The organism is Exiguobacterium indicum HHS 31, from assembly GCF_001939065.1.
Taxonomy (GTDB): domain Bacteria; phylum Bacillota; class Bacilli; order Exiguobacteriales; family Exiguobacteriaceae; genus Exiguobacterium_A; species Exiguobacterium_A indicum.
In genome coordinates this window covers 493,042-516,968 of the sequence record NZ_MPSZ01000001.1, presented here as the reverse complement: position 1 = coordinate 516,968, position 23,927 = coordinate 493,042, and the positions used below count along the sequence as shown (strand labels likewise).

The 23,927-nt window shown below is 47.7% G+C and carries 24 protein-coding genes; 2 read left to right on the top strand and 22 right to left on the bottom strand.

All coding sequences use genetic code 11. The annotated features are described in order from the left end of the window. Positions 1–5: 5 nt before the first annotated feature. From N179_RS02610 to N179_RS02585, 6 genes are all read right to left on the bottom strand, one after another. The gene (locus tag N179_RS02610) at positions 6–821 is read right to left on the bottom strand and encodes a hypothetical protein (RefSeq protein ID WP_075642104.1); all 816 of its coding nucleotides are present in this window, start codon (positions 819–821) and stop codon (positions 6–8) included. After that, positions 818–1,495, bottom strand: coding sequence for an ATP-binding cassette domain-containing protein (locus tag N179_RS02605; RefSeq protein ID WP_075642103.1), 678 nt, complete (start codon positions 1,493–1,495; stop codon positions 818–820). The genes N179_RS02610 and N179_RS02605 overlap by 4 nt, the downstream gene beginning before the upstream one ends. Then, positions 1,488–1,868 (bottom strand): GntR family transcriptional regulator, encoded by a 381-nt coding sequence (locus N179_RS02600; protein WP_023467846.1) that lies wholly within the window; start codon positions 1,866–1,868, stop codon positions 1,488–1,490. The genes N179_RS02605 and N179_RS02600 overlap by 8 nt, the downstream gene beginning before the upstream one ends. A gap of 155 nt (positions 1,869–2,023) precedes the next feature. Further along, positions 2,024–2,212: a hypothetical protein gene (locus tag N179_RS02595; RefSeq protein WP_047396090.1), complete on the bottom strand. Its 189-nt coding sequence runs from the start codon at positions 2,210–2,212 to the stop codon at positions 2,024–2,026. 13 nt (positions 2,213–2,225) lie between these two features. Continuing rightward, on the bottom strand, positions 2,226–3,101 hold the full coding sequence (locus N179_RS02590) for an SDR family oxidoreductase (RefSeq protein ID WP_075642102.1): 876 nt from the start codon (positions 3,099–3,101) through the stop codon (positions 2,226–2,228). Between the two features lie 88 nt (positions 3,102–3,189). Then, on the bottom strand, positions 3,190–3,651 hold the full coding sequence (locus N179_RS02585; RefSeq protein WP_075642101.1) for an NUDIX hydrolase: 462 nt from the start codon (positions 3,649–3,651) through the stop codon (positions 3,190–3,192). Between the two features lie 326 nt (positions 3,652–3,977). Here N179_RS02585 and N179_RS02580 point away from each other — a divergent pair, with 326 nt between their 5' ends. Then, positions 3,978–4,715 (top strand): peptidoglycan DD-metalloendopeptidase family protein, encoded by a 738-nt coding sequence (locus tag N179_RS02580; protein ID WP_058265243.1) that lies wholly within the window; start codon positions 3,978–3,980, stop codon positions 4,713–4,715. 224 nt (positions 4,716–4,939) lie between these two features. On the opposite strand, the gene N179_RS02575 is transcribed toward N179_RS02580, so the two are convergent. The 11 genes from N179_RS02575 to brnQ form a co-directional block, all read right to left on the bottom strand. After that, positions 4,940–6,088, bottom strand: a complete 1,149-nt coding sequence (locus tag N179_RS02575) for an FAD/NAD(P)-binding protein (protein ID WP_075642100.1) — start codon at positions 6,086–6,088, stop codon at positions 4,940–4,942. A 147-nt stretch (positions 6,089–6,235) separates the two neighbouring features. After that, positions 6,236–7,348, bottom strand: a complete 1,113-nt coding sequence (locus N179_RS02570; RefSeq protein WP_023467840.1) for a glycerol dehydrogenase — start codon at positions 7,346–7,348, stop codon at positions 6,236–6,238. Between the two features lie 94 nt (positions 7,349–7,442). Beyond that, complete coding sequence (locus N179_RS02565) at positions 7,443–8,270, bottom strand: sugar phosphate isomerase/epimerase family protein (protein ID WP_058713584.1); 828 nt, start codon at positions 8,268–8,270, stop codon at positions 7,443–7,445. Further along, positions 8,218–9,216: a DUF6005 family protein gene (locus N179_RS02560; protein ID WP_058713583.1), complete on the bottom strand. Its 999-nt coding sequence runs from the start codon at positions 9,214–9,216 to the stop codon at positions 8,218–8,220. Before N179_RS02560 ends, N179_RS02565 begins: the two co-directional genes overlap by 53 nt. Beyond that, positions 9,209–9,460 carry a phosphopantetheine-binding protein gene (locus tag N179_RS02555; protein WP_023467837.1) on the bottom strand — a complete coding sequence of 84 codons (252 nt, stop codon included), beginning with the start codon at positions 9,458–9,460 and terminating at the stop codon, positions 9,209–9,211. Before N179_RS02555 ends, N179_RS02560 begins: the two co-directional genes overlap by 8 nt. Continuing rightward, positions 9,448–10,644 (bottom strand): AMP-binding protein, encoded by a 1,197-nt coding sequence (locus tag N179_RS02550; protein WP_075642099.1) that lies wholly within the window; start codon positions 10,642–10,644, stop codon positions 9,448–9,450. The genes N179_RS02555 and N179_RS02550 overlap by 13 nt, the downstream gene beginning before the upstream one ends. Then, positions 10,631–12,256, bottom strand: a complete 1,626-nt coding sequence (locus N179_RS02545; RefSeq protein ID WP_075642098.1) for an IucA/IucC family protein — start codon at positions 12,254–12,256, stop codon at positions 10,631–10,633. Before N179_RS02545 ends, N179_RS02550 begins: the two co-directional genes overlap by 14 nt. Then, positions 12,213–13,907 (bottom strand): IucA/IucC family protein, encoded by a 1,695-nt coding sequence (locus N179_RS02540; RefSeq protein WP_058713312.1) that lies wholly within the window; start codon positions 13,905–13,907, stop codon positions 12,213–12,215. The genes N179_RS02545 and N179_RS02540 overlap by 44 nt, the downstream gene beginning before the upstream one ends. Positions 13,908–14,233: 326 nt before the next feature. Next, positions 14,234–15,712 carry an AraC family transcriptional regulator gene (locus tag N179_RS02535; protein WP_075642097.1) on the bottom strand — a complete coding sequence of 493 codons (1,479 nt, stop codon included), beginning with the start codon at positions 15,710–15,712 and terminating at the stop codon, positions 14,234–14,236. A 132-nt stretch (positions 15,713–15,844) separates the two neighbouring features. Beyond that, a complete protein-coding gene (locus N179_RS02530; protein ID WP_075642096.1) occupies positions 15,845–16,165 on the bottom strand; it encodes an antibiotic biosynthesis monooxygenase in 321 nt (106 codons plus the stop codon). A gap of 153 nt (positions 16,166–16,318) precedes the next feature. Beyond that, a complete protein-coding gene (gene brnQ / locus N179_RS02525) occupies positions 16,319–17,659 on the bottom strand; it encodes a branched-chain amino acid transport system II carrier protein (protein ID WP_075642095.1) in 1,341 nt (446 codons plus the stop codon). Between the two features lie 280 nt (positions 17,660–17,939). On the opposite strand from brnQ, the gene N179_RS02520 reads away from it, so the two are divergent. Then, complete coding sequence (locus N179_RS02520; RefSeq protein ID WP_075642094.1) at positions 17,940–18,872, top strand: DUF2268 domain-containing putative Zn-dependent protease; 933 nt, start codon at positions 17,940–17,942, stop codon at positions 18,870–18,872. A 58-nt stretch (positions 18,873–18,930) separates the two neighbouring features. Here the strand turns inward: N179_RS02520 and N179_RS02515 are convergent, their stop codons facing one another. The 5 genes from N179_RS02515 to N179_RS02495 are packed head-to-tail and all read right to left on the bottom strand — an operon-like array spanning position 18,931 to position 23,759. Continuing rightward, positions 18,931–20,121, bottom strand: coding sequence for an acetyl-CoA C-acetyltransferase (locus tag N179_RS02515; RefSeq protein ID WP_075642093.1), 1,191 nt, complete (start codon positions 20,119–20,121; stop codon positions 18,931–18,933). Positions 20,122–20,134: 13 nt separating this feature from the next. Beyond that, entirely contained in the window at positions 20,135–20,911 is a 777-nt protein-coding gene (locus N179_RS02510) for a 3-hydroxybutyrate dehydrogenase (protein WP_075642092.1), read from the bottom strand. Between the two features lie 5 nt (positions 20,912–20,916). Then, complete coding sequence (locus tag N179_RS02505; protein ID WP_023467827.1) at positions 20,917–21,579, bottom strand: 3-oxoacid CoA-transferase subunit B; 663 nt, start codon at positions 21,577–21,579, stop codon at positions 20,917–20,919. 13 nt (positions 21,580–21,592) lie between these two features. Beyond that, positions 21,593–22,294: a CoA transferase subunit A gene (locus N179_RS02500; protein WP_029341303.1), complete on the bottom strand. Its 702-nt coding sequence runs from the start codon at positions 22,292–22,294 to the stop codon at positions 21,593–21,595. Positions 22,295–22,319: 25 nt separating this feature from the next. After that, complete coding sequence (locus N179_RS02495) at positions 22,320–23,759, bottom strand: GntP family permease (RefSeq protein ID WP_035398062.1); 1,440 nt, start codon at positions 23,757–23,759, stop codon at positions 22,320–22,322. Positions 23,760–23,927 lie beyond the last annotated feature (168 nt).

Below are 23,927 nucleotides of genomic sequence, written 5' to 3'. Positions count from 1 at the left end.
CCTCCTTAAACCGTAATTTTCCATTTTAGTAAACGAAGGCTTCTCCAAATCACATAAGCAAAATAGATTACGAATAGCCCAGTCAATACAAGCAATTTTTCTGGGTTCAACAATAATTTAGTTTGCTCTAAGAAATACAGACCTGCCACAGTAAAAATAATCATGAAGAAAATCTCGACTCCCATTCGCAGAAGACCAGTCCATTTTCGGTGGGACCGCTCGATTAAAACAAGCAGGAAGATAAAACTCACGATAAGCATTGATACTGCAAGAATTACAAATAAATTCGTTAAATTGAGCGAGAATATTTCGCCTAATGTACTTCCTAGTGTCCGATGACTATCTTTATCCAGATAATCAACTCGGACAGACCAATTAAACAACAGATTCCCAATTTGGATTAAACACCATTGGATACCGAGAAAACTCATAATGATTAAAAGTAATGTCGTCCACTTCGAGAAGAAAATGCTTATTCGATTTCCTGGAAGCATCAATAAACGATAAATATATTTCGTTTCTCCAATCCAATCCCGGTACCAAATCTGGACTGTATAAATAAGGACTAGTGCCATGCCAACCATCGTAGCGTAACTATAAAAAGTTGTTGTATCTACAAACGATATTTTCCCAACTTCATTAAGTGCTTCATATAAAGTGACAACATCTGACTTCAAGTAGTCTTCGACTCTGCGTTCATGTAGTTTGACGTTTACAACGACCGATACTAACTCAATTGCTGCCATCACAAGTACAAAAATTACATATATCTTAAAACTCCGCTTAATCTCTTCATTCGTCAATTGTATGTATTGTTTCATCGCAGATAGACCTCCCGCATCCGGTCCTGGACCGATTTCCCGTAAAGTTCCCGCATCTCTTCCGTCTCATGTTCATCGATGATTCGACCATCCTGTAAGAAGACGACCCGGTCGATCAAATGCTCGATTTCCTGAATTTCGTGTGTCGTCATCAGGATACCGCGCCCTTCCATGAAATGACTCGAGAATAATCCTGCAATCTGTTCTTTCGTAAACAGATCGATTCCAGCGAACGGTTCGTCGAGTAATAAGTACGGACGATCGAGAGCGAATCCGAGGATCAAGCTGACCTTCGCCTGGTTCCCTTTTGATAAGTCCGTGATCTTATCTGTCGAGAGTAGCTGGAAGATCCGCATCAGCTCATCCGCTGTCGCCGGGTTCCAGTCGGAATAATAATCCGCCATATACGTCAGCGCATCGCCGACCGTCATGTAACCGGGCATCGTCTGGATATCCGGAACGAAAGCGATTTTATTTCGGTTGATCTCGCCATCGACGAGAACCGTTCCCGCGTTGACTAGGACGAGACCTGCGATTGCCTTCAGGATCGTCGATTTCCCTTCACCATTCAAACCGATCAGACACGTCAGTTGATCCATCGGGACCGAGAATGAGACACCTTGAAGGACTGGTTTTTTCCCGTACTTCTTTTGTAAGCCATGGACTTCAAGCATCGATCTTCCTCCGTTCCGTTTCCTGATAGACGGTCTCGACCTTCGAGACGACCTCATCGAGTGGAATTTGAATTGCCTTAACGGCATCGATGAATTCAGAGACCGCTTCTTCAAGCATCTCGGCCCGTACTTTTTGGACGACTTGTGGATCACGTGTAATCTTACTCGGGACATTCCGTTCTGTCGTAATCAATTGTTGCTCCTCCATCTCTTTGTATGCTTTTTGTGCGGTATTCGGATTGATTCCGAGCTGTGCGGCGATTTCGCGTCGGGACGGGATTTCTTGCCCGCTTTGCAATTCCTCGGTCGCGATTCGTTGTTTGAACCAACGCACGACCTGCAGGTACACCGGGCTTCTTTGATCGAACTGCATCGGTAGACCTCCCCTTCTTGTTTAATGTATTAAAACAATAATACACTTCTCTTCTGTATCATACTCACCATACAGTTTGACTGTCAAGACGGTTTTTCTTATCCATCACGAAAAAATCACCATCCGATTCTTGGATGGTGACTACGTTCGACTCATTAATATGGATTTGGATCTTCCTGCGGTGTTTCGGGAATTTCAGTCGGTTCCGGGAACGTATCCGGTTCCGGCTGACGAACAGGGTCTTCCTGTGGTGTATCTGGCACCTCGCTCGGTGGTGTCTGCGGGACTTCGTCCGGTTGATGATCCGGTTCGCGTTCAGGCACTTCATTCGGATTCTTCTTCATCTTGTTCTCCCCCTTAAGACGTGATGTAATCGCCGCCATTGATATGAATCGTCTGTCCCGTGACGTAACTTGAATCACGAGAAGCCAGATAGACATAAGCTGGTGCATTTTCTGACGGTTGTCCTCGGCGTTTCATTAACGTATCTTCCCCATGCGCTTCGACTTTTTCTTTTGAGAATGTCGCTGGAATGAGAGGCGTCCAAATCGGACCCGGTGCGATAGCATTAACGCGGATTCCCTTCTCGATCAAGCTCGAGGCGAGTGAACGTGTCAATGTCGTGATTGCTCCTTTCGTCGCCGAGTAATCAATCAACGTTGGTGCCCCACGATAGGCTGTTACCGATGAGGTATTGATGATCGTATCTTCTTTATGCAGATGAGGAAGCGCCGCTTGAATCAAATAAAACATCGAAAAGACATTTGTCTCGAACGTTTCCTTCAATTGATCTGGTGTGATTGATAGGAAATCATCTTGCGGGAATTGCTTTCCGGCATTATTGACGAGAATGTTCAATTGACCGAACTCCGCAATGACCGTATCGATGATCGCTTGTGCATTTTCTGGCTGACTGACATCTTTTGCGATTTTTAAGGCTTTGACCCCGTAGCCTTCAATCAACGATTTCGTCTTTTCAGCGTCTTTCCCCTCATTTAAGTACACAATCGCGACGTTTGCCCCTTCTTTCGCATAAGCGACAGCGACGGCACGACCGATTCCACTATCCCCGCCCGTGATCAGCGCGACCTTCCCTGTCAGTTTTCCTGAACCGACATAATCTGGATCATCGTAGATTGGTTCTGGTTTCATGGCGTACTCGACACCGGGTTGTTGTTCCTGCGTCTGCCCTCGTGCTTCTTGATGCATCGCTTCGAACTGTTCTTCTCTCATGAACGATCAGCTCCCTTATCACTGTTGGAATGAACTACATGATTAACCATTCCCTTGCGATACATCTATAAACGTTTTTCCAGAAAAGTCAGATGTCATTCGTCAGTAGCGTCGGAAACACATTTGTTTGAATCATTTTTGATAATTCGCTTGGATACAATGTATACTGATCCAGTTTGTCGAATGGAACGAAGCGATACGTCAACCCTTCGCTTTCTGGACCGTAAAAGTCTTCCGTCGAAAGTGGCAGTGGCTCTCGGCAAACGACTTCATAAAACATCCCTAGTTCATGAAACTGGTGATCGGCGTACTCAAAGAAATTTTCATGGAGGAAACGGAAGACCGGTGGCTCAATCGACTGACCGAGTTCTTCTAATATCTCACGTTCGATCGCTTTGGCACCACTTTCACCGAACTGGACACGCCCTCCCGGTAATGACCAAAAATCATCTTCTCCTTGACGATGAATCAAAAGATGTCCATCTTGAATCAACAGCGCCACTGCGCGAATGTTAAGCTTTTTTTGATTTACTGTAAACGTCAAATCCATCCCATTACCTACTCTCTTCTTATTAGAGTCCCATACTTTCTCATCATTTCCCACGATTGCGTTTTGTCATCAAATTCATCTCGTTGTAACACGAATTCATCTTGATTTTAAAGGATTTTCGAATTGAATGGATACTCAATATTACAACAAATGTTATTAGAATATATTTTAGCAATCGAATTGAAACACAAAGGTCTGATGTTTGAATGCTATACTCTCGTTAGTCAAATGACCGCATCACTCACTTCAACACACACTAAACGCATCCACTTCTATAGATGTCATTCCGACGACAACACTAGATATTCAACTTAGGAGGAACATTCATGAAACGAACAATCACGACGTTAGCAATGAGCGCCCTCGTTGTTTCAGGTTTTGCAGCTACGGGTACAGGTAAAGTTGAAGCCTCTTCTGGCTCATCGTATAAAGTAAAGATTAAAGCAGATGGACTTCGCGTCCGGACTGGTCCATCGTTAAAACACCGTATCGTCGACGGCGTCAATGCGGGTCAAACATTCAAATACCTCGGTCAGACAGGGAACTGGACGAAAATCATGCATAAAGGTGAAAAACGCTACGTCTATTCTGGTTACGTCAAGAAGTACAATACTTCTAATAAATCAGCGAAAAAAGCATCGTTCTCTTCATCGACTGGATTCATGCGTCCGACAAGCGGACCAATCACGCAAGGCTACGGGAATGCTAGCGGTAAGTACGGCTACACGTTCCATAACGGCATCGATTTCGGAGCACCGACTGGAGCACCCGTTAAAGCAGCTGCTGCCGGAAAAGTCATCAAATCATCATATCAGGGAGCTTATGGTAACCATGTCATGGTCGAACATAAAGTGAACGGTATTTCGTACACAACCGTGTATGCTCACCTTAGCAAACGTTCTGTCTTTGTCGGTCAATCAATCCCGAAAGGCGCGAACATCGGAGCTGTCGGTAGCACTGGTAACTCATTCGGATCTCACCTGCACTTCGAGATCCACCGTGGAAACTACACCTACAGCGGCTCGTCTGCAGCAAGCAGTGTCAACCCACTCGCTTTCCTATAAATACGTTTAAGGTACTCCGTCCGGGGTACCTTTTTTGAATTCCATCTAATTTTACATTTTATCCAATTACACCCAAATGAGTCAACTTACTTTCATGATGATAGCAAGCGACTAGCGTTAAATCTTACTAGACTAATTCGTTGAATTGATAAGATTGTCTTTCTTTCATTAAAATCCCCGTAAACATGACTTCTCGTAATGTTTACGGGGATAGCGATATAGTGTTAGACGAGCATTTCTGTCTGTTTCGCTTCAATCGTCGAGGCGATCGCACGCGCTGCGGCTTGTCCTCCGTAAATCGAGCGAGCGAACGGACCAACCGTTAAGTCAGCGAGGCTACCTGTCGCAAATAGATTCTCTCCCCATTCAAAGGTTTCTTCATCTAGTAATGGTGTCCGGCAAGGAGATAATGGCAGCTTCAACTCTTGCTGGACGGCTTCAAGCCAAGATCCTTCAACGACCATCGGACGGATACCCGTTGCGCAAATAATCGATTCAGCGGTGAGAATACGACCATCCATCAGCTTTACTCCGCTTTCGACTTCCTGCTCGACTTCACCAATCACATGACTGATGATTCCTTCTCGAATCAGATGACGGACACGTTGAATCAAATCCTGTGTTGCCGTTCCCGGGCGACGCTCCTGTACGATCAGCGCTCGTTTCTCGCTAGCCGACAAGGACTTGAATGGTGTCAATCCTTTTGGTCCCATGAATTTTCGATCGGCATCGAATGCACTTTTTTCGAGCGGACGTCGTGAAAGAAGGGTCACCTGCCCGGGATAGCGCTCGCCACATTGAATCGTATGATGCAGAGCACTAATCCCACCTCCGATGATGACGACCGGTGGTGTATCGTGCTTCGATAAGAAAACGTGACGCGCCGATTTCGCCCATTCTGGCATGACGTGATGTTCCGATTGTCCGAGAGCGAGAACGACATGGTTTGTTCGTAACTCGCCTTCGTCTGTCGAGACAATCCACGTTCCGCTTTCTCGTCTTAGTCCTGTGACTTCCCCTTGGACCCAGCTCGCCTCCACTTCATTTTGCTTCGCCAATTGAAGAGCATGGTCGTTGAATAATTCCAAGGATGGCCGTCCGTATGTATCCTTGAAGGCTTGATGTGTATAATCCTGTTCTTCCGCATGATGCCTGAGACTCGTCGGATTCGTCGAAGTGTGGTGCACCCGAGTTGAACGTAGGTAAGGCATGCCGATCCGTTCGGTTTGTTTACGCCAGTTCATCAATGGTTGCCGATGACGGTCGATGATCCGTATCATCTCCCGATCGATTCCTTTTTCACGTAAGGCATTGAATACCGTCATTCCATGAATTCCTCCGCCAACAATCACCCATTCATATCGATCCGTCATCACAAAAACTCCTTTACCTGAATCAAATCGTAATCATTACGTTTTATAACGATAGCGTGTTTTTAAGAAGAATTCAAGCGTCATTCGACGAAAGCCCATAAAAAATCCGCTTCCTCTCGGTAGAGGAAGCGGATTTAAACGCATCAATCAGGAAGAAGCATGTTTCGCTAGATACGCTTTCGAATAGCGGTCAGCTGCGATGATCGCATCCGCGACTTCGTCCGCCGTGACGTTGAAACCGCTGTGGATCGTCTCGCCTTCAGCAGTCGCTGCCTCGCCGACCTTGACGATGTCTTCACGCGACGCATCTTTTAGCTTGACGTCTTCGAGCGTCACCGGTAAGCCAAGATCCGTGTAGAGCGCGATGTACCGCTCGATTTCTTCTTGTGGATGTTCTTCGAGCGCCAGTTGAACGAGTGTACCAAAGGCAACTTTCTCACCATGCGTTAAGTGGTGAATCTCACCGTCAAGCGCCGTGAACCCGTTATGGATCGCATGCGCTGCAGCTAATCCACCACTCTCGAAGCCGAGTCCACTTAAGAGCGTATTTGCCTCGACGACGGCTTCAAGTGCCGGCGTGACGACTTGCGCCTGAACGGATTCATACGCCAAGCGACCATGCTCGAACAAGACTTCCTCACACCGTTTGGCAATCGCTTGTGCCGCAATCGTCGGACGTCCCCCTGCCATCGTTTGTCCACCAAAAGCGACGACACTCCGGACCTCGACCCACGTCGCGAGCGCATCGGCGATTCCGGACGCGAAGAAACGGGCTGGTGCTTGGGCGATCAATTTCGTATCGACGAGAACGAGATCGGGATTCTTCTTATAGAAGCGATAACTTTCAAAAATCCCTTCGTCAGAATAGATGACCGAGAGGGCACTCGTCGGGGCATCGGTCGAAGCAAGCGTCGGAACGATGACGACGGACACGTTCAGCTCATCCGAGACGGCTTTTGCCGTATCGAGCGTCTTTCCGCCTCCCACACCCATGACAAACCGGACATCTGCCGCTTGTGCTTGCTCAGCGATTCGTTTCACTTCATGCCGTGAGGCTTCACCACTGAAGTCCGCTTTCTCGATGCCGACGTTTTCGCCGGACAACGAATGCTCAACACGTTCCTTGACGATTTTCCAGACGACATCATCCGCGATGACGAGCGCTTTTTCACCGAACGGGCTCACATATGTACCGAGCCGGTCAATGACATCCTTTCCTTGGACATACTTTGAGGGACTAATGAAGACACGTTCTGACATGTTTCAACATCCTTTCTGTAAGGGACACGATAGTCAATGACATACAGTAGAGGAATTGCCTTTTCTGCTGACGTTTAAACCCCATCGATTCGAATCATTTTGACAAAACGGGTACTCTTTCAAGTGCTTGAACAATAAGAAGTCGATCACTTTTTAAACGCTTGTCTGGATCAGGACCGAACCATTCGAGACTTGCTGTCAAGTGATCGAGATGACCTGAAACGTCTTCAAAGAACTGGTGATAATCGACGATGCCTTCGAACAATGGAACCATCCCTTCCCGCGATCCGCTTGCCGCATAGACATTTGTTGGTTCAAAGACTGAAAATTGATCAACATTCGCCACTGTTTTTAAATGTAGGTGATCCACATACGATGCGAGTCTGAAGTATGCTTCGACGGGATCTGCCTTTGATTCGATGACGTGTAAGACGTCAAAGTTGATCCGACATGCCGGGTGGTTGATCGCTTGCAGTAAACGTATCGTTGCCTCTACCGTATCTGTTGCAGTATTCGGATGAAATTCAAGTAATAATCGCTGTCCTGCAGAATCAAGGACACGGCAAATCCCCTTCAACCGATAAACGAGTTGATCCCATTTGGCATCGGATAAGGTATGGCTCGCCTCATTCCCCGCAAAGATGCGGATGCGCTGCGTTCCGATTCGTGTCGCTAATCGCGAGAGTCGTTTCGTCTCCGCAAGTAGTTTTGACATCGGTGCGTTTAAATTTAAATAATGACTCAACATACTGACGTTCAGATGGGACGACTTCAGCCGATCGACTTCTTCCATTCTTAAATGTTCAGCATGAACTCCCCAAATATCAATGGCGTCAAAGTGTTCTTCTGAAGCAAAATCGATCAAATCATTAAATGAACGCAGATGATGCCGATAGCTGATCGTACAGAGTGCGAGTTTCATGTTCAATTCCCTCCTGTCGTTGATACGCATGGAACGTGTCGACGAGTTGCCGTTTGATTGTACTCTCCCGTGCCCATTGTTCTTCGATCAATCGTTCGATTTCTAAGTACACTTCCGGTTGGCGCGTTACAGCGTATTTGACAGCCCGATGCTGGATGACAGAGTATTGATTGACTAATGTTTCAACCTCATCCGTCCATTCTTCAAAATCAGATGTCTGCAAGTCGCGTCCGATCGCCTCATATAAATAAGCAAATGCATGCTCATAGGCATATTTTCGAATGGCAATGACAGGTAACTGCTTTAATGCATTCGGTAATCCCTCAGGTTGTTCACGATAGTGATGCACAACACGTTTGACTGCCTCAGTCAATGGATGTTGTACTTTTATACAACTCATGAAATACGCACTTACCGTCGTCGCATTCGGTATTCGAACATCCGTACTTCGAAACGCAAACCCACCAGCGACAGCCCGATGGCGTACTGCTGCAAGAATACGTTCTCTTTCTAGTTCACCTTCATACCGGAAATCAGGATCAAGCATATGCCATATTTCCGGATCTTCTGTCGCCTCTAACATGACGTAGTGGGGAAACACATCATGGTGAAATTTATTTTCGCGCTCAGGTAGACTAGCTAAATCCAACATGACGATCACTGACTCGTCCATATTTTTCTGTTCAATCCGTTGAATCAGCTGAGTGATGTTTTCTTCTTTTGATTGTTTGTGATCGTACCATTCTTCGACTGGGATTCCGTAAAGACGTTCATACCAAACAAGCATCTCCTGATGGTTGATTGTTTCATCATGATGCGAGAGGACATAATCGGCTGACAAGGAAAACGAAGAATCCCACACGCCAAAGTAATAGGGACGATGGTCCGCGTCCGATCGTTTGATCGTCTCGCAGACGCAACTGACGAGACAGTGTACTTTAATCATGAATGACCTCCTGTAAAACAGACATCAACTCTTCTACTCGCATTTTGGGAAGGGCTGACATGTGCTCATCGGGAATCACTAATCCGTGTTCCAATTCAAGGTGAAGCAACAGATGAATCAAGCGCATCGAATCCAGTCCTAGATCATCTCGTAGAGAGTCTGTTGTCGAAATAGCGACAGATGATGACCATTCGAGCTGTTCGGTCAGTATATCTTCGAATTGCGCAATCGTTAAACGGGACATGTTTGTTCCCCCAATCGTTTTCTACTCACTTTCCCATTCGCAGATAGCTCAATTTGCTCAACGAGTTGCCACTCCGTCGGTCGTTGATGAGGTGCGAGATGCTTCTTGCAATGTTGTTTTAGTTCTTCCTCCGATGCCGTCGTCACGAGTTGAGCGCAGACGCGCTCTCCTTGGAACGCATCCATTCGTTTAAAGACGACGACAGCCTCGACGGTCGGCAGCTGATACAAGACATCTTCGACTTCCCCGGGATAGACAGATAAGCCAGACACATTGATCATCTCATCGAGTCGGCTAAGAAAGTGCAGCCCGTCTTCAACGTACATTAAATCCTTCGTACCAATCCGTATGCCTTGTTGCGAAACGACTAATTCTGCTGGTTTTTCCTTCGTTCCAGTTTCAATCTCAAGATGCTCTAGTGGAAAGCCGATCGCTTGCGGACTCGGCGGATTTGGATGAAGTGCGATACAGCCGATTTCTGAACAGCCATATTGTTGAAGCAAATGACGTGTCTTCCGTTCGATCGAACGGAACCACTTTTCTGGTAATGTCATCCCGGAAATCATCACTGCGTGAACGGATTCCGGGAACAAACTCATCGCATACGCTAGTCCCGGTGCCATATAGATGATAGCGTCCGGATGCAAACGATGGATTGCTAGCACATGACGTGGTGAGAAGTCTTGTAGGATGACTGGTGTTGCTCCGCGTCTCAAAGTCGCAAACACTCCACACAGTAATCCGAATGAGTGTGTCGTCGGACAAGCAACGATCGTCGCTTTCGTCGTCAGCGGAAAACTGTTCGTATAAGCATTCAGTTCCGTCTCGATCGACTCCCATGTCCGGTGAATGATTTTTGGTTGCCCCGTCGTACCGGAACTGAATTGAATCAATCCACCCGCACGTTTTTCCGCTTCCGGAAGCGGAATGATGGTCTCTTGATAAATCAAATAGCCACATCCGGCTTGTATCGCTAGACGCTCAGCACCAGAAACAGGCGTCTCCGGATGAATGGGAAGGATTGTTCCATTCATGCGTCGCATCGCAAGACAGAGGGCTAACCATGCTTTTGTATCTGACGTACAGATGGCTACGGTCTTCCCTTCCGTTATGAACGATTGCTTCACCAGTTCGTGTGTCGTCAATTCTTCTTCTGTCACCCATTCTTTCTCAATCCATAGCATGATCGTCTTCCTCTCCTTGTTGAACGAGTGAATTTTTTACATCGATTTGATTCGTCAAACCAAACCGTGGTGCCAGTAAGGCTTCTGCCGTTACTCTTTGTTCGTACCATCCGATTCGTTCTAGTCGGTCTCGATCGATCGGCAACCCCTCGATCGTCTGATGCATCCAATCAAAGAACGTCGCTTCATTCAAGTTCTCCGTCAGTTCAAGTTGATACGCTAGTTCCGTCAAATGATAGACGAATAATGTGTCGTACAGCAGCTCGCGTAAGGCAAGCGGGTGTGACATTTCATAATAGGTATTGAGCGGTGCATCAAAATCAGGATGTAGCCTCTTAAAATCGGGTACATCCGATGGATCGTCGAGTAACTCGGTGACGAACTCGACGCTATCATGAAAATCGCGGAGAATGATCCGTTCCGGCCATCCGTCCCGTAAGACAAGTAACGTATTTTGGGCGTGAGCTTCCACACCGATGCCTTTCTCGGTCACGAGTCGGATGACTGGTTCGAGATAGACGACGAAGAATCGACGAAGCCACCGTTCATGACCATATCGTTCCAACCACGGTCCTAAAAAATGTCGTCCATCCACCTCGATTTGAGCAAGTGCTGTCAAGGGAATGACCTGTTCCCCCTTGTGAACATACGTCAAGACGTTTTCACGAAAGACACAGCCGACCCGACCCGCAAGTGGACCGCTCGAGCCGACGCATGAAGCAAATTCAGATAACAACGTCATCGGCAATTCACTCGCCTGTTTTTTCAACCAATCCGATACTGCAGGAGCTGCCACGATATTCGGCACGGAAAAAGTCCGAACGGCTGACGTTTGCTTCAAGTCGAGCGGCAATTTGATATGCGGTAGTTCGGGCTGACCTGGGCAAAAAACGGTTCGAATCGACTGCGTCGCTTGCACGAATACCCCACCTTCGCCTAAGTCGACACCTCCGACTTGTGCCACCTCTTGCTTGATACGTAACCATTGCCATGGGTGGACAGGAAGAATCTGATAATCGGTTTGCTTGAGTTCTTCCAGTTTGACTAAAAACATATGTAGAAGCGGTTCTCCAAGAATCAGTGGAATAGGTAGGATTCCATTCCCTTGAACGAGCGTAGAAGGTAAGGCAATCCAATGTAACTGGAAGCGATTGCCCGCTTCAGGTCCGTATGCCTCGTGATCAGCTCGCGAAAAACCAATCCTTGATTTATAACAAGGATGATAGGGATGCCCTTCGATGATGGTCTGCTCCAACTCTTCATAATCTAAGCCTGCTCGATGGATTCGTAGACGATGTCGCTGCGACAAGTCATCGAAATCATGTGTACGTCGCAACTCTTCCTGAAAGTCGTCCGGGATCGGCAACTGCGTCAAGAGATGCTCAAACCAGTCGTTGACGCCAGATGACTTCGATGAGCGTAACGTCGTGATGTCGAGCCGGATTCGGTCGAAAGGACCGCGTTTTCCTTCGACTGTCACTTCACTATCTTTTATGTGGAATGTAAAACGATTCTTCATTCCGACAATCATTTCAGTAAAAGGAAGAATCCGCTCGAATAACAAACTCTCAAGAAGTTGTTTGCAGATGCGTGTTTTGCTGTCGTAAAGCATAGTTGCCCTCCCGTAACGGATTATCCAAGTCGATGAAACAAACCCGTTCCCCCTCGACTTCAAGTTCATCGAGTCCTTGTAGGCGTGTTAGTAAATTCGCCTTGTATGGAAGTGTCGGCGATTCTAACAACATCAAAAGCCAAGCTCTGCCTCGCCCTTCTAGACTTTTAACTCGTACTTGACACCATTCGTGCAGTAACGCGATAGCAACTTCTTCCTTCAATAATGTGTCTGCTGCCAATCGGTCGATGATACTCGCTAGATGGTTCCAAATCATGTAGTACGTCAAACGCTCAGCAATGACTTCTTCTGGGTAGAATAACGTCGTATGCTTCAGTTCCGGTTCCAGCAGGGTAAAGGAATCTCGATTCGTGTCTGCTAAGTAATAGCCTTGATTATCCCGGACGTGATATCGAACCGGCCATCCGTCTTCGAATGTGATGAGACTATTTTGCTGATGCGCCTCGAGTCCGATTCCTTGTTCCTCATATAGTGTAACGATCGCTCCTAACGTCAACTCCAGGTACTGTTTCCACCACCGAGTGACATGTTTCGATGCGATTGATCCCGACTGCCGGATGAGCCGCAGCAGGAGCGATTCTGAATTCGGTAATGCCGGTTGGACGAGTGCCGCAACATTTACCGCGTGGGGTGCTGGCTCTCGCAAAATGACTTCGAATCCGGTCTCTTCTTTAGTCCGGATCGCTAAATATGCAGGATCGTGAATAAGGTCAAACGTATCAGGCAGAGACAGATGACAAAACAAGCGATACATCAAATAACCAGCCTCTAATTCGTGTCGCTTGTTGACGCGTCTTGAGTTCGTCACTTGGACAGGGATGGATAACTTCAACATATGACTTCGGTCGAGTGATTCGACGGTCCGGATCGACGAAGTTGCGTTATAGAGTGGTCCAGATGCGCCGTGATAACGGATAATATCTTGCTCAAACCATTGCTCGACTGTCGGCTGACGTAACAAATACTCGGCTTGAAGCGGATGAATTGGAATGATTCGCTCTTGCTCTGTCGCTTGAATCAAGTTACCCAGTTGATTTTTCATCAGCTGACTAATCGTCTCGTTGCTACCTGAACGTTCTTCGAGCAATGTCTCATGTACTGTAAAATAGTGAAGTTGAAACGGCTGACGGAATTCAGGCGCATACGCTTTTTGTTGCCAGTCGGTCATACCGACTCTACTTTTCGGGGTCGGATGGAACCAATGACCACACCACAAGCGTTGTTCATAATCGATGAACGTCTCTTGCTCTTGTGCGTTCAGCTGTTCCTCTAAAATCAATTGCACTGTCCGGTGACTGTCAAGAACGCGAAAGAGTAAGTCCGTTTGATTCGGGTCTTTTTGTTGAAGCTTGATGCAACAGGTGATGATACAGGACATGGCTGAAACTTCCCGCCATCCGCTTTTTGTCTCTTCACGAATCATTCCAATCTCGTGGCGTCCGATGATGGAACGACGTTTGATTTCGATGAGATACGGCTTCATCCAATAAAAAGAGGATGTCTCGGATGCATCAAACGGTCTCTCGTTGACCCATTCGCCCGGGTTCACTTCTCTGATGTAGCTGTTCATGAACGATTGAAGCGTCACCTCGGTCGCTAATCGCTCGATATGTTCTTCGCATGTTCGCACGCTCTGTTCCTCCCCTTATTGAAAATCATTCTCATTCCACATCAATAGAAAAACGGGTTTCCCCGTTTTTGATGGTGCGTATACACACTTATTTTAAGTAAAACGTTTTCAAGTTCCTTCAATCCGTTTTCACAATCGATTAAATGCAGAAGTCACGAATCGTCGTGAGATTTAACACCAATCAAACAAACGATCCTCCCTAATATTCGTACGACAAGGCGACGACTTTTTAAGTTCATTTGTCAGTCTTCTCTGCCTCATCGTGAACTCCATCTGTAATGATAATCATTATCAATGATGAGTGACATGGATTTTCTTTTCATTCTTCATGGACAAACAAAACAGTTACTATCGCTGATATATGTATGCAATTGACGTAACATATGCATTCTCCCAAGTGGTCCCCACGGATCCCAATCGACACTGTCTGGGTAAAATATACGCCCCGTCCTAACGGCACGAAGCGTTTGCCACACCCTCGTTCCTCGAATTCGTTCCACATCTGCAGGTTGACTCCACAGTATGAACAAACCATCCGGATCCAACTGCTGTAATGTTTCTAAGCTGATTGTCATGTAGACGGTGTGCGGGAGTCCTTCCACGGGCTGTAAACCGATTTCACTGAACAGAAAATCTAACATCGTATGCCCTGTTCGTCCGTACAGTCGGATTTCTGAGTCTCTGATCCAAATAACTGCCCATGTCACATTCCGATTGAATTCGGACTGTTGCTTCACAATTGTTTCAAGCGTTTTGACTTCGTTGATGATGTCAGTCGTTCGCTCAAGCGTATCGGTTGCCGTAGCAACAGCATACAAGTAATCCTTCCAACAAGTTTGTTTCGAAATATCGATGACCGGACAAGACGTCAACATAGGTGGTGATTCACCTCGTATCGGTGTCCGTAAAACGAGATCGAGATTTGATGTCTCAAACCATTCCGGTAAAATCGTTGCTGACGCGTCGTATAGTCGCGTACCTTCGAGTTCACTTAAATAGTCTGGCACACCGTTCGAACGATATTGTGTCGGAAAAGACGGTGCGATGACAGGTTGAATCCCAAGTGCCAATAAGTGATCTTGTAACAACGCTTGACTCCAGATTCCGACCCGTGGAAACAACCGTTTCCGGTACTGACTTGGTGATAGTCCCTCACGCTTTTTAAAGAGACGGCTGAAATAAAATTCATCATTGATTGATACACGTTCTGCGATCTCGGCAATCGTCCAATCTGGATGTGCAATCATCCACTCCTTCGCCCGTTGCATCCGCAATTGATGAAGCAGTTCCTTTGGTGATTGATCGTAGTGCTTTTTGAATTGACGAGAAAACGTCGGCAGTGACATGTTTAACTCACTTGCCAAGTCACTGACTGTTCTTGATTTTCCGAGTTCTTTTAACCACTGGGACGTCACTTCCTCAAACGTCTGCTCATGACGACGTTCACTTAATTGCTCCAGTAGTTGATACAGATAGCGATGTTGTCTAAGAGAACCGGTCATTGTGTTTGGACATCCGCGCATTCGTTCTAAACACTCCACTAGTTCATCAGTTGGTTGACGGTAGACTAGAAATGGCGTCAATTCAACGTCTAACTGATACAACAAACAATGCCCTTCCTGAACGATGAATCGTTCACCTGGTTTCATGATGAAACAGGCTTCGCCCGATTCTAGACGTTTCCTTTCCGTGTAGGTAATGCCAACGCCTTGTATGACGACAATCAAACCCGGACGTATCGCTAATTGTCCTCCTGTCTGTAAAGCGTGTTTCCTCACTCGAAATACATGCAGTGCTTCTGTCATTTTCAACTCACTCCTAAAAAACATATACCATCTGACGCTTTTCCGTATCCGTTCAATCTTGATCAATATGAAAGGGAATCTTCGAGATACTTTTCTTTCACTTGCCTACGTGATTGTTTATTGTTGTGTCGATCATGTATCTGCTGTCTTAAATCCAATCACATCATAGTAATGTTGCTGACCGTCAAGAATGAAGGAGGGACCTGGTTGTCCCCTTCTTTCTCGGTGACCGGCAAGGTGTACCTCACTCGTTTCCCACGCTTTCCAGTCTTGTTCCGATTCCCAGCGGATCAGGACAAGAACTTCTTCTTCCTCTTTTGTACGCTTCTTATGTAAGACACTTAAATCGAAGAACCCTGGTTGTTGCTCGATGATTCCCTTTCCTGAAAAACGCTCGATCATTTCAACAGCACTTCCTTTTTTGACTTTAAATGTTTTTAATTGGATGAACATCACCTATCACTCCTTCTAATTGATAATGAATATCATTTGCATTAACACTATAGCATTATTCCACCGGTTTTTGTCAACAACTGTTGTTAGAATACGTTTCATCGTTACAAAAAAATCCCTTCACCCAGTGTAATCTGAGTGAAGGGGTTTAATTTAAGCCACACGCGACGACGATTGTGTCTCCGCTGTTTTCTTACCGACGACTGCTCCGATCACTCCACCAATGATGGCTGGTACGACCCATCCGAGACTGACGGAAGCAAACGGTAATACCGCGTCGAACACGTTCGTGACAGCTGAGACGTTAATCCCTGCTGTCTTCAATCCATCAAACAAACTGACGACGAATGTCATCCAAAGCGCCCCTTGATAGACGGCTGGTTTACCTTTAAAGAGTGGATGCAAGAATGTCAGGAAGATGAGACAGATTGCCAGTGGATAAAGTGTCATCAAGACTGGTTTTGAGACGGCGAGCAATTGATTCAGACCGATGTTCGCAACGAGTGCGCTGAAGACCGATAGACCAATCGTCCATTTGACGTACGAGATTTTTGGCACGAGTGCCGAGAAGAACGACGCACAGGCTGTGATCAAGCCGACGCTTGTCGTCATACAGGCGACCGTGATCATCAGACCGAGTAAGATTGCACCGTATTCACCGAAGTAATGATCCGACACAGCTGACAAGATTTCTGCGCCGTTCGCCAGTTGTCCGATTTCCGAGACACTTGAAGCACCCATGAAGGCAAGTGCCGAATACGTGATTGCTAGCAAGGCCGCTGCGATCAATGACGCTTTCGTACAAATCAACAGCAACTGTCGCTTCGATGTGACACCTTTTTCCTTGATCGCTGCGATGATGATGATCCCGAAGACGAAGGCACCGAGTGCATCGAGTGTCATATATCCTTCCTGGAAACCGTTAAAGAAGGCATTCGACTGATATGTCTTCAAAGGATTCTGAAAACTTCCGATTGGATGCAGGACAGCGACGACGATCAACAGACCGATGAACGTGATTTTAATCGGTGTCAGTACTTTCCCGACGACATCGACGATTTTCGTCGGATTCAATGATAAGAGACAAGCAACCGTGTAGAACAAGACCGTAAAGATGAGCAGCGGCCAGTGGCTCGTCGATTCACTGAAGAACGGCTTGATGCCGATCTCATACGAGACCGTTCCGGCACGAGGAATCGCGAAGAAGGGACCGATCGCAAGATACAGAATGACCGAGAACCCGATTCCGAACGCAGGATGAACGCGTGACGCCATCGCTTGTAAATCGCGTTCCCCTGAAAACGCGAATGCGAGAATCGCAAGCAATGGTAGACCGACACCGGTGACGAGGAATCCGGCATTGGCGACCCAGACATGCTCCCCTGCGAGCTGTCCGAGCATCGGCGGAAAGATGAGATTTCCTGCCCCGAAGAATAAGGCGAAGAGCATCATGCCGATGACGATGATAAATGATGTTGGAACAGTTTTAGACATAATAAACCCCCACTGATGATGATCGACTTCATCTCGCTCCCTAAGCAGATGAAGTACTTCGTTCGAAAGGATACCATACGTTTAAGAGCTCGTGCTAGGAGTTTATCTGGAGAATATTCTGAAAATTGCGCAGAAAGTTTGGTGGAGCTATGGTCTATAGAATTTGTTACGTCTGTGCGTCGAAGCATGAAACCGGATTCATAAGTTCATATGACGTAGTAGGATTAAAAGGCTTCATGAAGAAAGTAAATATATGGATAATCAAACAGGAGGTTTTTCTATGAAATCGATCTATCTTCTTAGCGCCACCCTTTTACTTGCCAGTTGTTCCCCCGCTGCCGAAAAACCGAAGACGTATGACATCTCATTTACGCATGAGAAACAAGAGATTCAAATCGTTCCTTTGTACAAGGCGTATGACGATTACATTCAAGCGGCTTCGAAACATCCAGAGGACAATGAGGCACTATTTAAAAAATATGTATTGGGCGCTAAAAATAGCGTCATCAAAAAAGAACAGCTCCAAGCGATGCCCGTTCCTAGCCTTTACGAACAGCCATCGGAAAACATCAAGGACTTAAAGCAGATGAATACATATTTGAAAAAACACCATCAGCGCATCATGAAACAGATCAAGTCCAGTCTCCTGACTTCGATGAAACAACTTCCACGGGATGAGAAGCTCGTCGTCTTCGTCTCCCCGACGACACCAATCGAGCATGATGATGCCAAACGTTATGGTGGTGTCAGTGGTGTCGCGCAAGGAAACAATTCAATGAGTCTGTTCTTCTTGAAGGATTTTTCGGAAACATCATTACGCAACACAACGGCGCATGAGTACCATCATACCGTAGCCCTCGATGAACCGAATCGTGCGACGATGCTCGATTACATCATCCTCGAAGGAAAAGCGGAATTCTTTGCCCACAAGCTTTATCCTGTGGAATCATCGGAAGCGATCGCCCCTCTACTTGACCATACTTTAGAGCATGTGATTTCGGAGCTGAATGCGGAACGATTGACGACGGATGATCTGTTCTTAGGAAATTACGAAAAACAAATTCCATCGTTCGTAAAATACAGACTCGGTTACATGATCGTCTCCGACTTCGTGAAGCAACATCCCGAGATTTCCTTGAAGGAATGGTCACGAATGTCCTCCGTGCAAATTCTCGAAAAAAGCAGTTACAAAGACATGTTAACGATTCGCTAAAATCAATAAAGCACGAGACAACGGGAGCAAACATCTCCTTCGTCTCGTGCTTTATTAGTTAACCTTCGTATTTTTTGACGATCGTCGCTACCCCTTGACCGCCCCCGACGCATAACGTCGCAAGACCATGTGTCTCACCCGTCCGCTCGAGTTCATGGATCAACGTAACGAGAATCCGCGCCCCACTCGCACCGATCGGATGACCGAGCGCGATTGCACCGCCATTTCGGTTGAGCTTCTCATGCGGGAACTGTAGCTCCGCATCGACCGCGAGAGATTGTGCCGCGAACGCTTCGTTCGCTTCGATGACATCAATCTCCTCAAGCGTCAGTCCCGCTTTATCGAGTGCCTTTTGGACCGCTTGGACGGGACCGATTCCCATGATACTCGGATCGACACCGGACGTTCCGTTCGCGACGATCTCAACGAGTGGTGTCACGCCGAGTTCTTGTGCCTTTGTCGCGGACATGATGACGAGTGCCGCAGCTCCGTCATTGATGCCAGATGCATTTCCTGCCGTGACCGTTCCGTCCTTTTTGAATGCTGGGCGCAAACGACTGAGTGTTTCGACAGATGTTCCGGCACGCGGAAACTCATCTTGATCAAAACGGATCGGGTCGCCTTTTCGTTGTGGAATCAACACTGGCGTGATTTCCGAGACGAACCGTTCTTCCGCTAATGCCGTCTGCGCTTTTTGCTGACTCGTCGCCGCGAACTGATCCTGGGCTTCGCGGGAGAGTTCATAGGCGTCGGCTAAATTCTCTGCCGTGATTCCCATGTGATAGTCATTAAACGCACACTCAAGTCCATCCTGGATGATCGTATCGACGAGCGGTTGGTCACCCATCTTCAGCCCAGACCGTGCGCCCGATAGGACATACGGCGCTTGGCTCATGTTCTCCATCCCACCGGCAACGATGACATCGGCTTCGCCCGACTTGATTGCTTGATACGCAAGATGGACGGCCGAGAGACCGGATCCGCAGACCTTGTTAACGGTCATCGCTGGACATGTCTCCGGTAATCCGGCAGCGAGTGCCGCTTGCCGTGCTGGATTTTGACCAAGTCCTGCTGAGAGGACGTTACCGAAAAAGACTTCGTCGACGTGATTCCCAGCGACACCTGCTTTTTCAAGTGCCGCACGGATGACCGTCGCTCCGAGTTCCGTTGCTTTGACGTCCTTCAAACTCCCATTGAAATTTCCGATCGCCGTGCGCGTCGCACTGACGATGACGACTGCTTCACTCATCTGCTCCATCTCCTTATTGAATCGTATATCCTCCATCGAGTACGTTCGCTTGTCCTGTGATGCCTTTTGCTTTGCGGCTCGCGAGGAACAATGCATAATCCGCGATTTCCTCGACGGCGAGCAACCGTTTTTGTGGAACGAGCGGATAGATGACTTCCTCAAGTACCTTCTCAAGCTCGACGTGACGCGTCTTCGCCAAGTCTTCCATCTGATTGCGGACAAGTGGTGTATCGACGTACCCCGGGCAAATCGCGTTGACGGTGATTTCGTGTTCCGCTCCTTCAAGGGCTGCGACCTTCGTCAGACCGAGCAATCCATGTTTCGCCGAGTTATACGCTGCTTTCCCGGCAAAACCGATCAAACCATTGATCGATGCCATGTTAAGAATCCGTCCGTAGCCTTGTTCCTTCATGATCGGAAAGGCATGTTTGATAGCGATGAACGGCGCCGTCAACATGATCTTGATCATCAATTCGAATTTCTCAGTCGGAAACTCTTCAATTGGTGAGACGTGTTGAAGACCCGCGTTATTGATCAAGACGTCGAGTCGACCAAACTGTTCGACCGTCTGCTTCAAGACGACTTCGACCTGTGCTTCATCAGTGACGTTGAGCGTCATGCCGACCGCTTCATGACCAGCTGCGCGAATCGCTGCCGCCGCCTCTTCTGCTGCTTCTGCGCGAACGTCCGTTACGACGACCTTCGCTCCTGCCGCAGCAAACGCCTTTGAGATTTCAAGACCAATTCCGCTTCCTGCACCTGTGACGAGTACGATATCTCCTTGAACCATCTGCTTCACTCCCCTACCGTCACGCGCTCGAGTTCCGGACTGACCGTGAATCGTGCTTCCGTGACTTGTTTGACGTCTTCGACCGTATGACCATTCAGCGTCTCGATCAAGACCATTCCGTCCGGTGTGAAATCAAAGACGGCCCGGTCCGTAATCAAACGGTTGACGACGGCGCGTCCTGTCAACGGCAAGGTACACGCCTGTTTGACTTTCGATTCGCCATGTTTGTTGACATGCTCCATGATGATGACGACGCGTTTTGCTCCGTTGACGAGGTCCATCGCTCCGCCCATGCCTTTGACCATCTTACCCGGAATCATCCAGTTCGCGAGGTCACCGTTCTGATCGACTTCCATCCCGCCGAGGATCGCGAGGTCGATGTGCCCGCCGCGAATCATCGCGAACGATTCGGCACTGTCGAAGTAAGATGCTCCGGATTGTGCCGTGACCGTTTCTTTGCCGGCATTGATTTCGTCGGCATCGACTTCATGATCAAGCGGATACGGTCCGATGCCAAGCAGTCCATTTTCGGATTGCAGCATGACATGCATATCGTCCGGAATCGCATTGGCGATCAATGTCGGAATCCCGATCCCGAGATTGACGTACATCCCGTCTTTAACTTCCTGAAGTGCGCGTTCAATGATGATCTCTCGTGTCGTTTTCATATCCGTCTCCTCCTCAAGCTTCCCGGACAGTCCGGCGTTCGATGCGTTTTTCATAATCCGTTCCGACGACGATGCGCTGGACGTAGACAGCAGGTGTATGAATCTCATTCGGATCGAGTTCACCGACTTCGACGAGTTCTTCGACTTCAACGATCGTTACTTTTCCGGCTGTCGCAACGATCGGATTAAAGTTGCGTGATGTCTTCCGGAAGACGAGATTTCCGAGACGATCTGCTTTCCATGCCTTGACGATCGCAAAATCGCCGACGATCCCTTCTTCCAGCAGATACGTTTTTCCATCGAACTCTTTTTGTTCCTTCCCTTCAGCAATCGGTGTACCGACGCCTGTTGGTGTATAGAAACCGGGAATGCCAGCTCCACCGGCACGGATACGTTCCGCAAGTGTACCTTGTGGGACGAGATCAACTTCGATCTCGCCACTGAGGTATTGTTGCTCGAACGTCTTGTTTTCCCCGACATACGACGAAATCATCTTCTTGATTTGTCGCGTCTGCAAGAGGAGACCGAGTCCGAAGTCATCGACGCCACAGTTATTACTGACGACCGTCAAATCCTTGACGCCCTTCTCTTGCAACGCGGTAATTGATTTTTCCGGGATTCCGCAGAGTCCGAAGCCCCCTACGACTAGCGTCGCCCCGTCAAAGATGTCTGCTGTTGCTTCCGCGAATGATGCGTATACTTTCCCCTGTTTCATCTAATGATGCCCCCTTTAAAAATCCTTAGTACAAGCCAGTCAAACTATACAATCCGATCATCAAGAAGACCGTCACTGTCTTAAGAATCGTAATCATGAAGATGTCCTTATACGACTGACGATGCGTCAGCCCCGTAACGGCAAGTAACGTGATGACGGCACCGTTATGCGGTAACGTATCCATTCCGCCGGACGCCATCGAGATGACGCGATGCATGACTTCCGGTGGCACGCCGCCTGATGTGATGGCTTGCGTATATTTATCCGACATCGCACTTAACGCGATTCCCATCCCGCCTGATGCGGAACCAGTAACGCCGGCAAGCGTCGTCGTCGTGACGGCTCCGTTGACGAGCGGATTCGTAAATGTCTCTGAGATCCCGCTTGAGACGGACTTGAATCCTGGTAACGCTGCGATAACGCCTCCGAAACCATACTCAGCACCTGTATTCATGACCGCTAGAAGCGCGCCACCGATACTGACGTTCAAACCAGCTTGGAAATTCGTCTTGATCTTCGGGAAGTCATACAGCATCGCTGCGAGAATTCCGATCAATAACGCCATTTGGACGGACCAGATCGCAAGAACGGCCGGTGTCTCGATCTTTCCGAATGCCTCTAGACCAATTGCTGAAAAATCAAATCCTTCCGGATACCATTTCGGAATCGAGAGTGTGAAGACTTTGTTCATGACGGCAACGAGGACGAGTGGAACGAAGGCAAGGACTTGCCGATAGACCGGTTGACGATCCGTCTCGAGCGTCATTTCTGGTTCATTCTTCAACTCCATCTGCGGTGCGGCACTTGCCGCCGTTGCTTCAAATCCAGCGTAGCCTTCCCCTGCTTGATGGGCTTTTTTCTTGCGTGACTCGAGATACCACATACCGACGACTAGGATGAACAATCCACCGACCGTTCCCATGATTGGCGCAGCGTAGATATCCGTTTTGAAGAACGTCGTTGGGATGACGTTTTGAATCTGAGGTGTTCCTGGTAAGGCATCCATCGTGAACGTGAATGCACCAAGGGCGATCGTTCCCGGGATGAGGCGTTTCGGGATGTTCGCTTCGCGGAACAAGTTTGCTGCGAACGGATAAACAGCGAAGACGACAACGAACAGGCTGACGCCGCTATATGTAAGAATGGCGCCGAGTAAGACGATAGCAAGAATGGCACGCTTCGCACCGATCATACGGATGATAGTCTTCGCGATTGACTCCGCGATACCGGACATCTCAACGACTTTTCCGAAAATCGCCCCGAGGAGGAAGACCGGGAAGTACGCCTTGATGAAGCCGACCATCTTTTCCATGAAGATATTCGAGAAGAAAGGTAACACCCAATCCGGGTTCGTCAGTAGGACGGCGAACAAGGCACAGATTGGCGCGAATAGGATGACCGAAAAACCACGATAGGCAACGAACATCAATAAGGATAAGGCAAGAAGAATGATGACAAGTTCCATAAGTAGATCTCCTTCGATTTTAGTAAGCGCTTTCATATCGCTTCTTCATCATTTAACAACGCAGTGTCGAAGAGGTCAATTAAATTCCGTCAAACTATAAGTACAGCTTATAGAAATCATAAGTTCACATTATAGACACAATTGCATCAAATAGATTATTTTTTCAAG